General features: G+C 73.3%; 12 protein-coding genes and 1 pseudogene. 4 read left to right on the forward strand and 9 right to left on the reverse strand.

The window, feature by feature from the left end:
* Positions 1-141: 141 nt before the first annotated feature.
* The 6 genes and pseudogenes from sucB to BS73_RS28225 form a co-directional block, all read right to left on the reverse strand.
* Complete coding sequence (sucB, locus tag BS73_RS28200) at positions 142-1,980, reverse strand: 2-oxoglutarate dehydrogenase, E2 component, dihydrolipoamide succinyltransferase (RefSeq protein WP_037577182.1); 1,839 nt, start codon at positions 1,978-1,980, stop codon at positions 142-144.
* 56 nt (positions 1,981-2,036) lie between these two features.
* Positions 2,037-3,425, reverse strand: coding sequence for a dihydrolipoyl dehydrogenase (gene lpdA / locus BS73_RS28205; RefSeq protein WP_037577184.1), 1,389 nt, complete (start codon positions 3,423-3,425; stop codon positions 2,037-2,039).
* A 386-nt stretch (positions 3,426-3,811) separates the two neighbouring features.
* Entirely contained in the window at positions 3,812-5,341 is a 1,530-nt protein-coding gene (locus BS73_RS28210) for a leucyl aminopeptidase (RefSeq protein ID WP_037577186.1), read from the reverse strand.
* Positions 5,342-5,575: 234 nt separating this feature from the next.
* The gene (locus BS73_RS28215; protein ID WP_037577188.1) at positions 5,576-6,382 is read right to left on the reverse strand and encodes an adenosylcobinamide-GDP ribazoletransferase; all 807 of its coding nucleotides are present in this window, start codon (positions 6,380-6,382) and stop codon (positions 5,576-5,578) included.
* Positions 6,379-7,422: a nicotinate-nucleotide--dimethylbenzimidazole phosphoribosyltransferase gene (gene cobT, locus BS73_RS28220; RefSeq protein WP_037577190.1), complete on the reverse strand. Its 1,044-nt coding sequence runs from the start codon at positions 7,420-7,422 to the stop codon at positions 6,379-6,381. The genes BS73_RS28215 and cobT overlap by 4 nt, the downstream gene beginning before the upstream one ends.
* Before the next feature lie 11 nt (positions 7,423-7,433).
* Positions 7,434-8,006: pseudogene (locus tag BS73_RS28225) on the reverse strand (bifunctional adenosylcobinamide kinase/adenosylcobinamide-phosphate guanylyltransferase); the annotation flags it as partial.
* A gap of 108 nt (positions 8,007-8,114) precedes the next feature.
* Here BS73_RS28225 and BS73_RS28230 point away from each other — a divergent pair.
* Positions 8,115-8,357: a hypothetical protein gene (locus BS73_RS28230; RefSeq protein WP_051940966.1), complete on the forward strand. Its 243-nt coding sequence runs from the start codon at positions 8,115-8,117 to the stop codon at positions 8,355-8,357.
* 128 nt (positions 8,358-8,485) lie between these two features.
* Here BS73_RS28230 and BS73_RS28235 read toward each other — a convergent pair whose 3' ends face one another.
* Both BS73_RS28235 and BS73_RS28240 read right to left on the reverse strand, forming a co-directional pair.
* A complete protein-coding gene (locus tag BS73_RS28235; protein ID WP_037581484.1) occupies positions 8,486-9,490 on the reverse strand; it encodes an aldo/keto reductase family protein in 1,005 nt (334 codons plus the stop codon).
* A 73-nt stretch (positions 9,491-9,563) separates the two neighbouring features.
* Complete coding sequence (locus BS73_RS28240; protein ID WP_037577192.1) at positions 9,564-10,169, reverse strand: DUF3043 domain-containing protein; 606 nt, start codon at positions 10,167-10,169, stop codon at positions 9,564-9,566.
* Positions 10,170-10,429: 260 nt separating this feature from the next.
* Here BS73_RS28240 and BS73_RS28245 point away from each other — a divergent pair, with 260 nt between their 5' ends.
* Positions 10,430-11,275, forward strand: a complete 846-nt coding sequence (locus BS73_RS28245; protein ID WP_037581487.1) for a PspA/IM30 family protein — start codon at positions 10,430-10,432, stop codon at positions 11,273-11,275.
* Between the two features lie 11 nt (positions 11,276-11,286).
* The gene (pspAA, locus tag BS73_RS28250; RefSeq protein ID WP_037577194.1) at positions 11,287-11,565 is read left to right on the forward strand and encodes a PspA-associated protein PspAA; all 279 of its coding nucleotides are present in this window, start codon (positions 11,287-11,289) and stop codon (positions 11,563-11,565) included.
* Between the two features lie 146 nt (positions 11,566-11,711).
* On the opposite strand, the gene nadA is transcribed toward pspAA, so the two are convergent.
* The gene (nadA, locus tag BS73_RS28255; protein WP_037577196.1) at positions 11,712-12,899 is read right to left on the reverse strand and encodes a quinolinate synthase NadA; all 1,188 of its coding nucleotides are present in this window, start codon (positions 12,897-12,899) and stop codon (positions 11,712-11,714) included.
* A 101-nt stretch (positions 12,900-13,000) separates the two neighbouring features.
* On the opposite strand from nadA, the gene BS73_RS28260 reads away from it, so the two are divergent.
* The gene (locus BS73_RS28260) at positions 13,001-13,426 is read left to right on the forward strand and encodes an Lrp/AsnC family transcriptional regulator (protein ID WP_037577198.1); all 426 of its coding nucleotides are present in this window, start codon (positions 13,001-13,003) and stop codon (positions 13,424-13,426) included.
* Positions 13,427-13,469: the final 43 nt, after the last annotated feature.

The raw sequence follows: 13,469 nt of genomic DNA on the forward strand, positions 1-13,469 counted from the left end.
GGGCCCGGGGCCCTCCCCGGAAGGTGGGGAAGGCAACGGGCGCGGCGGGCGGAGAAACCGAACGGCGCCCCACCCCCCGCGAGGGATGGAACGCCGTCTGACGGCCGGTCAGCCGGCCCTCCCGGCCGAGGCCGGGATCGCTCAGAGCCCGAGGTCGCCCTCGAACGCGCCCTCCTCAAGGCGGGCCTTGAGCGCGCCCAGGAAGCGCGCCGCGTCCGCCCCGTCCACGATCCGGTGGTCGTAGGACAGCGCCAGGTACACCATGTCCCGGACCGCGATCGTCTCGCCCAGCTCCGGCGAGGAGACCACGACCGGCCGCTTCACCGTGGCGCCGATGCCCAGGATGGCCACCTGCGGCGGGGTGAAGATCGGGGTGTCGAAGAGCGCCCCGCGCGAACCGGTGTTGGTGACGGTGAAGGTGCCGCCGGACAGCTCGTCCGGCTTGACCTTGTTGTCCCGGGTGCGCGCGGCCAGGTCCGCGGTCTTCTTCGCGATGCCGGCGATGTTGAGGTCGCCCGCCTCGTGGATGACCGGGACCATCAGGCCCTTCTCGGTGTCCACCGCGATGCCGATGTTCTCGACGCCGTGGTAGGTGATGGTGCCCTCGGCCTCGTTGATCGAGGCGTTGATCACCGGGTGGGCCTTCAGCGCCTCGGCGGCGGCCTTGACGAAGAACGGCATCGGCGACAGCTTGACGCCCTCGCGCGCCTGGAAGTCGTTCTTCGCCTTGGCCCGCAGCCGCATGATGTTGGTGACGTCGACCTCGACGACCGTGGTCAGCTGGGCCGTGGTCTGCATCGCCTTGAGCATGTTGTCGGCGATGACCTTGCGCATGCGGGTCATCTTGACGGTCTGCCCGCGCAGCGGGGAGGCCGCGGCGACCGTGGTCGGGGCCTTCGGCGCGCCGGAGGCGGCCGAGGAACCGGCCGGAGCGGCCGACTTGGCGGCCTCGGCGGCGGCGATCACGTCCTGCTTGCGGATCCGCCCGCCGACGCCGGTGCCCTGCACGGCGCCCAGGTCGACGCCCTGCTCGGCGGCGAGCTTGCGCACCAGCGGGGTCACGTACGGACCCTCCTCGGCCGGAGCCTTCGGCGCGGCCGGCGCGGCCGGGGCCGAGGGCGCGGCCGGAGCCGGCGCGGGCGCCGGAGCGGCAGCCGCCGGAGCCGGAGCGGCCGGAGCGGGAGCGGCGGCCGGGGCCGGAGCCTGGGCGGCCGGAGCAGCCGGAGCGGCGGGCGCCGGGGTCGGCTCGGCGGCGGGCGCCGGCGCCGGGGTCGGCTCGGCGGCGGGCGCCGGCGCGGCCGGGGCCGCGGCAGCCGCCGGAGCGGCACCCGGAGCACCGATCACCGCGAGCTGGGCGCCCACCTCGACGGTCTCGTCCTCGGCCACGCTGATCTTCAGCAGCACGCCGCCGACCGGGGCCGGGATCTCGGTGTCCACCTTGTCGGTGGAGACCTCGAGCAGCGGCTCGTCGGCCTCGACGGTGTCGCCCTCGGCCTTGAGCCAGCGGGTGACGGTGCCCTCGGTCACGGACTCGCCCAGGGCGGGCAGCAGCACCGGGGTGCCGGAGGCCTCGCCACCGGACTGGGCCGGAGCCGCCGGCGCCGCCGGGGCGGCGGGGGCCTCGGCGGCCGGAGCGGCGGCCGGAGCCGGCTCGGCGGCAGGAGCCGGGGCGGCGGGGGCCTCGGCGGCCGGGGCCTCGGCAGCGGCAGCGGCCGGCGCCGGGGAGGCGGCCGGGGCGCCGGAGCCGTCGTCGATGATCGCGAGCTCGGCGCCGACCTCCACCGTCTCGTCCTCGGAGACCTTGATGGAGGCCAGGATGCCGGAGGCCGGGGCCGGGATCTCGGTGTCCACCTTGTCGGTCGACACCTCCAGCAGCGGCTCGTCGGCCTCGACGCGCTCACCCTCGGCCTTGAGCCAGCGGGTGACGGTGCCCTCGGACACGCTCTCGCCGAGCGCGGGCAGTGTTACTGAGACCGCCATGGTTTCAGTTGCTCCTTGTTGATGCGTGCGGGTTGATGGTTGCGTGTCCTGCGCGATCAGTCGTGCGCGTGCAGCGGCTTGCCGGCCAGGGCCAGGTGGGCCTCGCCGAGTGCCTCGGACTGGGTGGGGTGGGCGTGGATCAGCTGGGCGACCTCGGCGGGCAGGGCCTCCCAGTTGTAGATCAGCTGGGCCTCGCCCACCTGCTCTCCCATCCGCTCGCCGACCATGTGCACACCGACCACGGCGCCGTCCTTGACCTGGACGAGCTTGATCTCGCCGGCGGTCTTGAGGATCTTGCTCTTGCCGTTGCCGGCCAGGTTGTACTTCTGGACGACGATCTTGTCGTCGCCGTAGAGCTCCTTGGCCTTGGCCTCGGTGACGCCGACCGACGCTACCTCGGGGTTGCAGTAGGTCACCCGCGGCACGCCGTCGTAGTCGATCGGCACGGTCTGCAGCCCGGCCAGGCGCTCCGCGACCAGGATGCCCTCGGCGAAGCCGACGTGCGCGAGCTGGAGGGTCGGGACCAGGTCGCCGACGGCGGAGATGGTCGGGACGTTGGTCCGCATGTACTCGTCGACGAGGACGTAGCCGCGGTCCATCGCGACGCCGGCCTCCTCGTAGCCCAGGCCCTGCGAGACCGGGCCGCGGCCGACGGCGACGAGCAGCAGCTCGGCCTCGATCTGCTTGCCGTTCTCCAGCGAGGCGCGGACGCCGTTCTCGGTGTAATCCACACCGGAGAAGCGGGCGCCGAGCTCGAACTTGATGCCGCGCTTGCGGAAGGCGCGCTCCAGCAGCTTGGAGGAGTTCTCGTCCTCGAGCGGGGCGAGGTGGGGAAGGGCCTCGACGATGGTGACGTCCACGCCGAAGGACTTCCAGGCGGAGGCGAACTCGACGCCGATCACGCCGCCGCCCAGGATGATCGCGGACTGCGGCACGCGGTCCAGCACCAGGGCGTGGTCGGAGGAGACGACCCGGTTGCCGTCGATGGTCAGGCCCGGCAGGGACTTCGGCACGGAGCCGGTCGCCAGCAGGATGTGGCGGCCCTCGACGCGCTCGCCGTTGACGTCCACCGAGGTCGCGGAGGAGAGCCGGCCCTCGCCCTGGATGTAGGTCACCTTGCGGGAGGCGACCAGGCCCTGCAGGCCCTTGTACAGGCCGGAGACGACGCCGTCCTTGTACTTGTGGACGCCGTTGATGTCGATGCCCTGGAAGGCGGCCTGGACGCCGAACTCGGCGGCCTCACGGGTCTGGTCCGCGACCTCGCCCGCGTGCAGCAGCGCCTTGGTGGGGATGCAGCCGCGGTGCAGGCAGGTGCCTCCCAGCTTGTCCTTCTCGATCAGGGCGACGTTCAGCCCGAGCTGAGCGCCGCGGAGGGCCGCGGCATAGCCGCCGCTCCCGCCTCCGAGAATGACCAAGTCGAAAACGGTGCCGGCGTCGTTCGCCACGTCACGTCCTCCATAGCTGGGTGCGTATGCCCGGCGGATCCCTACCGGGTACTCATGCCGGAAACCCATCTTCGCACCTACCGCTGCCGCGGTTCGTCCCCGGCCCCCCAATGTGATCGATCAGTCAACCAGACGGTCCGCTCCGGGGCCAATCCTGCTGCGCAGGAGGGGCGTCAACGGAGGGTTCGCCGGCGGCTGCGGGCCCGTAGCGGGCTGGACGCGCAGTTCCCCGCGCCCCTGATGCGCAGGCCCTTCGGGCCGCGACTCCGGGGGCGCCCCGGGAGTTGCGAAGCAACTCAAGGGGAGCGGGGAACTGCGCGCCCAGCCGTCCGCCGACCCGCAGCCGCCGACGCACAGTTCCCCGCGCCCCGATCACGCGCAAAGCGTCAGAGCGACAGCTCGCCCTCCGCGGCGGCAGCCGCGAGGCCGACCAGCGTGCGCACCGCGCTGCCCGTGCCGCCCTTCGGGGTGTAGCCCCAGGCGCCGGACTCGTTGAAGGCCGGGCCGGCGATGTCCAGGTGCGCCCAGGTGATGCCCTCGGCGACGAACTCCTGGAGGAAGAGGCCCGCGGAGAGCCCGCCGCCCATCCGCCCGCCGACGTTGGCCAGGTCCGCCACCGGGGACTTCATCCCCTCCAGCAGGTCGGCCGGGAGCGGCATCGGCCAGCTCTCCTCGCCGCCGTCGGCGGCCAGCTCGTGCAGCTGCTCGCGGAACGCGTCCGAGTTGGACATGATCCCGAAGGTGCGCGGGCCGAGCGCCACCATCATCGCGCCGGTCAGGGTGGCCACGTCGACGATGACGTCCGGCTGCTCCTCGCCGGCCTTGACGATCGCGTCGGCCATCACCAGGCGGCCCTCGGCGTCGGTGTTGAGCACCTCGACGGTCTTCCCGCCGTACATCCGCAGGATGTCGCCGGGGCGGGTGGCCGAGCCGGACGGCATGTTCTCGGCGAGCGCCAGCCAGCCGGTGACGTTCACCTGGAGGCCGAGCCGGGCCGCCGAGGAGACCGCGGACAGCACGGCGGCGGCGCCGGACATGTCGCACTTCATGGTCTCGTTGTGGCCGGCCGGCTTCAGCGAGATGCCGCCCGAGTCGTAGGTGATGCCCTTGCCGACCAGTGCGACGGTCCGCTTGGCCTTGGGGTGGGTGTAGGCGACGCGGACCAGCCGCGGCGGGTTCTGAGAGCCCTGCCCGACGCCCATCAGCCCGCCGAAGCCGCCCTTGGTGAGCGCCTTCTCGTCCAGCACCTCGACCTTGAGGCCGTGCGCCTTGCCGACAGACTGCGCGGTGGCGGCGAAGGCCTTCGGGTTCAGGTCGTTGGAGGGGATGTTGATCAGGTCGCGGGCGCGGTTGATCTCCTCGCCCAGGACGACGGCGCGGTCCACGGCGGCCCGGGCCGCCTTGTCGCCGCGCTTGGTGCCGGCCACGGCGATCTCGCCGAGGGGGCCCTTGCCGCCGTCGCCGTTCTTCGGCTCGGCCTTGTACTCGTCGAAGGAGTAGGCGCCCAGCAGCGCGCCCAGGACGACCGCCTCGACCGAGTCGGGGTCGCCGGCGGGCAGCGCGAACGCGGCCTTCTTGGTGCCGGCCAGGGTACGGGCGGCGACACCGGCGGCGCGGCGCAGCGCCTCGGCCGGGTAGACGCCGTCCTCCGCGTCGTCGGCACCGCCCAGGCCGACCGCGAGCACCAGCGGGGCCTTCAGACCGGCGGCCGGGGCGGGCAGCTTGACCGCGTCGCCCTCGGCGCCGGTCGCGCCCAGAGTCTTCAGCACATCGGCGAGCTTCCCGCCGAACGCCTCGTCGACCGTCTCGGCGCCAGGCGCCAGGACGAGGCCCTTCGGGCCCTTGGCCACGGCCACGACGACGGCGTCCGCGCGCAGCGCGGCCGCGGTGGAGGTACTCAGAGAGACAGCAGTCACGGAAACGTCGTCCTGTTCTTTATGGGGTGTGTGCGGGTCCTCCGGCAGGGTGGGCCGGGCCCCGTCGGAGTCCGGCGGTGTCCGGTCGCTCCGCGCTCCGCGCAACTCTAATCCGGGTGTCCGGGGAAATTCTGCGCGACCCCGATCTGAGTACTCGTCAGATCGTTGCCGAAGGCCATCTGACAGGCGCGTATCCGGGCACCCCTGAGCAGGGTGTCAGCCCGTTTCCTGAGGTCAGGAGAGGCCGGCCAGCACGGCCGCGACCAGCGCCGCCGTCGCCGAGGTCTCCACCAGGGCGCCGAGGACGTCGCCGGTGATGCCGCCGAACCTGCGGACGCAGCGGCGGAGCAGAAGACCGGCGCAGGCCGGGCCGGCGAGCGCGGCCGCTCCCAGCGCGAGCGCCCCGCGGGTGCTCCCCGTCCCGTAGCCGAGCGTGGCCAGCGCGGCGGCGCAGAGGAGGGTCGCGGCCGCGGCGGCGGCCGGGCGGACGGTGCCGGCCACGGCGGCGCCCAGCCCCTCGGGGCGGGCGGAGGGTACGAAGGAGGCGCAGCCCCAGGCGAGGGCGGCCCGCCCGGCGACCGCGGCCAGCAGCACCGCGGCGGCCCCGCGCGCGGTCCCGCCGGCGCTGAACTCCTGCTGCACGGCCGCGATCTGACCGCCCATCAGCAGAATCAGCGACAGTACGCCGAACGGGCCGATGTCCGAGGCCTTCATGATCCGCAGGGCGTCCTCGGCGGGCTTGCCGGAGCCGAGCCCGTCCGCGGTGTCCGCGAGTCCGTCCAGATGCAGCCCGCGGGTGAGCGCCGCGGGCACGGCCACCGCCGCGACCGCGGCCAGGGTGGCGGCCCCGGAGAGCGCGAAGATCCCGGCCCCGACGGCGGCGGCGAGGAGGCCGACGGCGAGCCCCGCGAGCGGCGCCAGCAGCATCGCCCGCCCCGCCGCGGGACGGTCCCAGCGGGTGACCCGCACCCGGAAGACGGTCAGCGTGCCGAAGGCGAAACGGAGGCCGTCCGAAAGGCTCGCCCGGGGCTGTTCGCTCACGGAGCGAGCGGCAGCTCGGCCAGCAGGCTGGAGGCGGCCGTCAGCAGGGGCAGCGACATCAGCGCGCCGGCGCCGCCGCCCACCCGGACGGTCTGCGCCTGCAGCGGCTCCAGGTTGAGCCGCTCGTACGCCTTGGCCTGGGCCGGCTCGCCGCTGCTCTGGCCCGCCCGCCACCACTCCGGCGCGCGGAACGCGATCCGCTGCCCGACCAGCGCGCAGGCCGCCGAGACGACCCCGTCCAGAAGCACGGGCAGCCGGCGCACCGCGGCCTGCAGCAGAAAGCCGGTGATCGCCGCGAAGTCCGCGCCGCCGACCGCGGCCAGCAGTTCCAGCGGCTCGCCGAGCAGCGGCCGGGCCCGGCGCATGGAGTCGCGCACGGCGGCGCACTTCACCATCCACACGTTGTCGTCGATCCCGGAGCCGCGACCGGTCACCGATGCCGCGTCCAGCCCGCAGAGCGCGCCGATCAGCGCCGCCGCCACGGTCGTCGAGCCGACCCCGAGGTCGCCGAGGAGCACCAGGTCGGTGCCGGAGTCGGCCTCCTCGTCGGCCAGCCGCATCCCCAGCCGGAAGGCCGCCTCGGCCTCCTCCCGGGTGAGGGCGTCCTCGACGTCGGTACGGCCGGAGCCGCGCCGGACCCGGTCCCGGGAGACGCCGTTCGGCAGCTCCTCCTCCAGATCGACGGCCACGTCGACGACCCGGAGCGAGGCGCCGAACCGGCGGGCGAGGACGGACACCGCCGCCTCCCCGTCCAGCACCGAGCGCACCAGGCGCCCGGTGGCGTCCGGTGCCAGCGCCGATACGCCGAGCCGCGCGACGCCGTGGTCGGCGGCGAAGACCAGCACCTTGGCCCGGTCGATCGGGCGCGGCGGCACCTGGCCCTGTACGGCGGCCAGCCAGGAGCCCAGCTTCTCCAGCTGCCCGAGGCCGGCGCGCGGCCCTTCGAGTGCGGCCCAGCGCTCGTCGGCGGCCTGGCGGTACTCGTCCTCGGGCCGGACCACCAGCGTCGAGAACTCGTCGAGATCGAGAGTCGTGTCCATCGCCCGGAAGGCTATCGCGGCGCACCCGGGCCGCGGAGCGGCAGTACCTGCCCGGCGACCACCAGCAGCACCTGCTCGCTCGCGCCGGCGACCGCCGCGTTCAGCCGGCCGAGCTCGTCGCGGAAGCGGCGGCCGGCGGCGGTCGCCGGCACCACCCCGCTGCCCACCTCGTTGCTCACCCCGACCAGCTCGCGCGGGGACGCCGCCCAGGCCTCCACCAGGGCCCGGGTGCGGGCGCGCAGGGCGTCCCGCGCCCCGCCGCGGTACCAGGCCTCGTCGTCCCAGGCGCCGACCTCGTCCATGACGGCGGTCAGCCACAGCGAGAGGCAGTCCACCAGGACCGGCGCCGGATCGGTGCGGTCGCCGAGCAGCGGCTCGAGGGCGCAGGTCTCGGCGGTGCGCCAGGGCGCCGGGCGGCGCTCGCGGTGGAGGGCGATCCGGCGGGCCCACTCCTCGTCACCCTCCCGGGTGCCGCCGGTGGCCACGTAGAGGACGTCCTGACGATCCGTCAGCATCCGCTCGGCGGTGGCGGATTTGCCCGAGCGCGCGCCCCCGAGCAGCAGCGTCCGCCGGGGTGCGGCCGGCGCCTGCGCCCGCTTCCGCCCGAGCTCGACGCCGAACCGGCGGGTGCCGCTCGGAAGTTGCTCCCAGAAGATCCTCATGACCGCATTCTCGCTGGTAGCCTCCGGGACATGGTGTGGACGTGGCGGTACGAGAAGGCCGACGGCTCTCCGGCGGAGGTGTCCGACGGCGCTGAGGAGTTCCCCACCCAGGGGGACGCGGAGTCCTGGCTCGGCGAGTCCTGGAAGCAGCTCCTGGAGAACGGGGTTGACCAGGTGGTCCTCCTGGAGGACAGCACGAAGATCTACGGTCCGATGCCCCTGGCCGCCGCCGACGGCGACGAGGACGAGGGTGGGGACGGGGACGGGGCCTGAGCTTTCCGCGCTCTCTGTGCCCGCGCGCAGGGTGCCGCGGTCGGCAGCGGCACCGCTGCGCGCGGGCCGCGCGGTTCCCCGCGCCCCCTACGAGCCCTCAGGGCTGATCGGGGAGGCCCGCGACTCCGTCAGGGGCGGGTCTTCGGAGACATCGAGCCGGTGAGGGCCGGGTCCGTCAGGGCCACCGGGGAGAGGATCTCGTCGACCCGGGCGATCAGCTCGGCGTCCAGGCGGACGCCGGCCGCGCCGGCGTTCTCGGCGACCTGCTCCGGGCGCGAGGCGCCGACGATCGCCGCCGACACGTTCGGGTTCCGCAGCACCCAGGCCACCGCCAGCTGCGGCATGGTCAGCCCCGCCTCCTTCGCCAGCGGCACCAGCTGCTGCACCCGCTCCAGCACGTCGTCCCGCAGGAAGCGCTCCACCGCGCCCGCCCCGCCGTTCGGGTCGGTGGCCCGGCTCCCGGCCGGCGCCGGCCGCCCCGGCAGGTACTTGCCGGTCAGCACGCCCTGCGCGATCGGCGACCAGACGATCTGCCCGATCCCGAGCTCCTCGCAGGCCGGCACGACCTCGGCCTCGATCACCCGGTACAGCGCCGAGTACTGGGGCTGGTTGGAGACCAGCTGCACCCGCAGCTCCCGCGCGAGGGCGTGCGCCGCCCGGATCTCCTCGGCCGTCCACTCGGAGACCCCGATGTACAGCGCCTTACCGGCCCGGACCACGTCGGCGAAGGCCTCCATGGTCTCTTCCAGCGGCGTCTCGTGGTCGAAGCGGTGCGCCTGGTACAGGTCGACGTAGTCGGTCTGCAGCCGCTTCAGCGAGGCGTCGATCGAGGTCATGATGTGCTTGCGGCTGAGGCCCCGGTCGTTGCGGCCCTGCCCGGTCGGCCAGAAGACCTTGGTGAAGATCTCCAGGCCGTCCCGCCGTTCGTGCTTCAGCGCCCGGCCGAGCACCGACTCGGCGCGGGTGCCGGCGTAGACGTCGGCGGTGTCGAAGGTGGTGATGCCCTGGTCGAGGGCGGCATGCACGCACGCGGCGGCGATGTCCTCCTCGATCTGCGAGCCGTGGGTGAGCCAGTTGCCGTAGGCGATCTCGCTGATCATCAGGCCGCTGCGGCCGAGGTGACGGAACTCCATGCGGCCGACGCTACCCATCCGGGACCGGAAGATCACGCCTCCGGCGGCCCCGTTCTCCCGGGCCGCCCGAAGGCTACGGCTTCTGGCCGCGCTTCACCTGCGGCTTCGGCAGCCGCAGCCGGCGCATCTGAAGCGTCCGCATCAGGGCGTAGCCGACCGCGCCGCGGAACTCGCCGGGGCCCTTGTCCGGGAACTTGGCGCGCAGCGCCTTGCGCAGCCGGAAGCCGATGAAGGCCGACTGCAGCACGATCACGACGATCATCAGCAGCCACAGCAGCAGGGTGATCGACTGGAGTCCCGGCGCCCGCATCACGCTCAGCAGGAGGATGATCACCGCGAGCGGCAGGAACCACTCGGCGACGGTGAACCGCGAGTCCACGTAGTCCCGGCAGAACCGGCGCACCGGGCCCTTGTCCCGCGGCGGCAGCGCCCGCTCCTCGCCGTTCATCATGGCGAGGCGCTGCTTCTCCCGCTCGGTGCGGGCGCGGGTGCGCTGGTCCCGCGCCGCCTCCTTCCCGGACTTGGCGGTGTAGGCGGCCCGGGTGCGGCGGCTGGCCTCGGCCTCGCTGCGCTTCGGCGTCGGCCTCCCCTTGGGCGCCTGGGGGTCGCGGACAGGCTTATCGGCCTCGTCGGCCACGGCGGTGGCGGAGGAGGCATCCTCGGAACGGCGTCGGAACACGGGTAAAGAGTACGTGCTCGCGGGGGCGAAACCCCAGGGGGTCGGCTGGGTGGGCTATGCGGACGTCCGGTGCTCCGCCCTGGGGCCGAGGGCCCTGGGGGCCGGATCGATCGCGCGGATGACGCCGCTGCCCTCCGGGATGTAGCAGGCTTGTTCCCGGCAGGGTCGCTGCCGTGGATGGTCTGCGCCCCGTAGTCTGAGCAGTACAGCAACCGGCACGCCGGAGAAGGGGGCGCGCGAGGCCCATGGGCGACGGAATCATGAAGCGGATGGGAATGATCTTCCGCGCCAAGGCGAACAAGGCCTTGGACCGCGCGGAGGACCCGCGCGAGACACTCGACTACTCCTACCAGAAGCAGTTGGAACTGCTGCAGAAGGTCCGCCGGGGAGTGGCCGATGTGGCGACCTCGCGCAAGCGTCTGGAACTGCAGCTCACCCAGCTCCAGCAGCAGTCCTCCAAGCTGGAGGACCAGGGGCGCAAGGCGCTCTCGCTCGGCCGCGAGGACCTGGCGCGGGAGGCCCTGACCCGGCGTTCCGGGATCCAGGAGCAGATCAACGATCTGCAGACGCAGTACCAGGCCCTGCAGGGCGAGGAGGAGAAGCTCACCCTCGCCTCCCAGCGGCTGCAGGCCAAGGTGGACGCCTTCCGCACCAAGAAGGAGACCATCAAGGCCACCTACACGGCCGCCCAGGCCCAGACGCAGATCTCGGAGTCCTTCTCCGGCATCTCGGAGGAGATGGGGGACGTCGGCCTGGCCATCCAGCGCGCGGAGGACAAGACCGCGCAGATGCAGGCCCGCGCGGGCGCGATCGACGAACTGCTCGCCTCCGGCGCGCTGGACGACCCGACGGGGATGCGCAAGGACGACATCACCGCCGAGCTGGACCGGCTGGCCGGCGGCAGCGACGTCGAGCTGGAGCTCCAGCGGATGAAGGCCGAGCTGTCCGGCGGCCCCTCCGAGGAGCGGCAGGCGCTGGAGAAGGGCACCGAGGGCGCCGGGAGCGGCAACGGGAACGGCAACGGCGCGGCGCAGGCCTCGCAGGCGCAGAGCCAGTCGCCGGCCCCGTCGCAGGAGCCCCAGGACCAGCCGCGTTACGACAAGTGAGGGAGACTCCGATGATCGTCCGGATCATGGGGGAGGGGCAGTTCGAGATCCCCGAGTCCCTCGTCGAGGGGCTGAACAAGCTCGACGACGCGGTGTTCGCGGCGGTCGAGTCCGGCGACGAGGCGGCCTTCCGGTCGAACCTCACCGCGCTGCTGGCGGCGGTCCGGTCCGGCGGCGAGCCGGTGCCGGCGGAGACCCTGGTCCCCTCGGACGCGAGCCTGCCGTACGAGGAGGCCACCCTCGAGGAGGTACGCGCGCTGCTGCGGGACGACGGGCTGATCCCCGGCTGAGCGAGCAGCGAGCAGCGGGCGCGGACCTGAGCGAGCAGCGAGCGCGGAGCTGAGCGAGCGGACCTGAGCGGCCGCGGTACGGACGGCGGAGGGCCACCCGGATTCCCGGGCGGCCCTCCGCCGTCTCCGCTCGCTCCGCCGTCCGGCTACGGCAGCGCCAGCATCCGGTCCAGCGCGGCCCGCGCGTACTTCTCGGTCTCCGGGTCGACGGTGATCACGTTCGGCACCCGTCCGGCGACCAGCTCCTCCAGGGCCCAGACCAGGTGCGGCAGGTCGATCCGGTTCATGGTGGAGCAGTAGCAGACCGTGCGGTCGAGGAAGACGATCTCCTTGTCCGGGTGCTGCCTGGCCACCCGCCGGACCAGGTTGAGCTCCGTGCCGACGGCCCACTTGCTGCCGGGCTCGGCGGCGTCCAGCGCCTTGATGATGTACTCCGTCGAGCCGACCTGGTCGGCCGCGGCCACCACCTCGTGCCGGCACTCCGGGTGCACCAGGACATTGACGCCCGGGATCCGCTCGCGCACCTCGTTGACCGACTCCAGGGTGAACCTTCCGTGCACGGAGCAGTGTCCGCGCCACAGAATCATCCGCGCGTCCCGCAGTTGCTCCGCCGTCAGGCCGCCGTTCGGCTTGTGCGGGTTGTAGACCACGCAGTCGTCGAGCGAGAGGCCCAGCTCGCGGACGGCGGTGTTGCGGCCCAGGTGCTGGTCGGGGAGGAAGAGCACCTTGGTCTGCGGACCGCGCTGCTCGAAGGCCCACTCCAGGGCCCGCCTGGCGTTGGAGGAGGTGCAGATGGTGCCGCCGTGCCGGCCGGTGAAGGCCTTGATGTCGGCGGAGGAGTTCATGTACGACACCGGCACCACGCTGTCGGCGATCCCGGCGTCGCTGAGGGCGTCCCAGCACTCCGCGACCTGCTCGGCGGTGGCCATGTCGGCCATCGAGCAGCCGGCGGCGAGGTCCGGCAGGACGACCCGCTGGGCGTCGGTGGTGAGGATGTCCGCGCTCTCGGCCATGAAGTGGACGCCGCAGAAGACGATGTACTCGGCCTCCGGCTTGTCGGCGGCGTCCCGGGCCAGCTTGAAGGAGTCGCCGGTGACGTCGGCGAACTGGATGACCTCGTCACGCTGGTAGTGGTGGCCGAGGATGAAGACCCGGTCGCCGAGCTGCTCCTTGGCGGCGCGGGCGCGGGCCACGAGCTCCGGATCGGAGGCGGGCGGCAGTTCGCCCGGGCACTCCACGCCGCGCTCGGTGGCCGGATCGGCGGTCGGCTGCGGGCCGCCGAGCAGGAGCAGGGCCAGCGGCGTCGGCGACGGCTCGTTGAAAGTGGTGGACACGGGCGGTTGCCCCCTTTTCGTCTAACTGACGCAATGTATGATAGCCGCTTCGCGTCAGTCTGACGACTGCGGGCTGCGTCACACCGGCGGGGAAGGGATCCGTGGACGAGATCGATCGCACGCTGCTCGAGCTCCTGGGCAGGGACGGGCGGGCTTCGTACGCCACCATCGGAGCGCGGCTGAACCTCTCCGCCACGGCGGTGAAGCGGCGGGTCGACCGGCTGCGGGAGAAGGGCGTGGTGCGCGGGTTCACCGTGGTGCTCGACCCCTCGGCGCTGGACTGGCGGACGGAGGCGTTCGTCGAGGTGTACTGCCGGGAGCGGACGCCGCCGGAGGAGATCCTGGCGACCCTGCGGCAGTTCCCCGAGGTGGTGGCGGCGTGGACGGTCACCGGCGACGCGGATGCGCTGGTGCATGTGCGGGCGGCGGACGTCCGGCAGGTGGAGTCCGTCATCGAGCGGATCCGCCGCTCGCCCGGCGTGCAGCGCTCCCGCAGCCAGATCGCCCTCACCCGTCTGATCGGGTGACCCCCCGGGGCGCACGGATCGTGCGTGCGGGGGCGGGAACGCG

Source organism: Phaeacidiphilus oryzae TH49 (assembly GCF_000744815.1).
Lineage (GTDB): Bacteria > Actinomycetota > Actinomycetes > Streptomycetales > Streptomycetaceae > Phaeacidiphilus > Phaeacidiphilus oryzae.

What these genes read in the sequence shown, in the direction of transcription:
- BS73_RS28235 (WP_037581484.1), bottom strand. Translation starts at nt 9,490, where the DNA reads ATGGAGTTCCGTCACCTCGGCCGCAGCGGCCTGATGATCAGCGAGATC.
- cobT (WP_037577190.1), bottom strand. Translation starts at nt 7,422, where the DNA reads ATGGACACGACTCTCGATCTCGACGAGTTCTCGACGCTGGTGGTCCGG.
- BS73_RS28230 (WP_051940966.1), top strand. Translation starts at nt 8,115, where the DNA reads ATGGTGTGGACGTGGCGGTACGAGAAGGCCGACGGCTCTCCGGCGGAG.
- pspAA (WP_037577194.1), top strand. Translation starts at nt 11,287, where the DNA reads ATGATCGTCCGGATCATGGGGGAGGGGCAGTTCGAGATCCCCGAGTCC.
- BS73_RS28245 (WP_037581487.1), top strand. Translation starts at nt 10,430, where the DNA reads ATGAAGCGGATGGGAATGATCTTCCGCGCCAAGGCGAACAAGGCCTTG.
- sucB (WP_037577182.1), bottom strand. Translation starts at nt 1,980, where the DNA reads ATGGCGGTCTCAGTAACACTGCCCGCGCTCGGCGAGAGCGTGTCCGAG.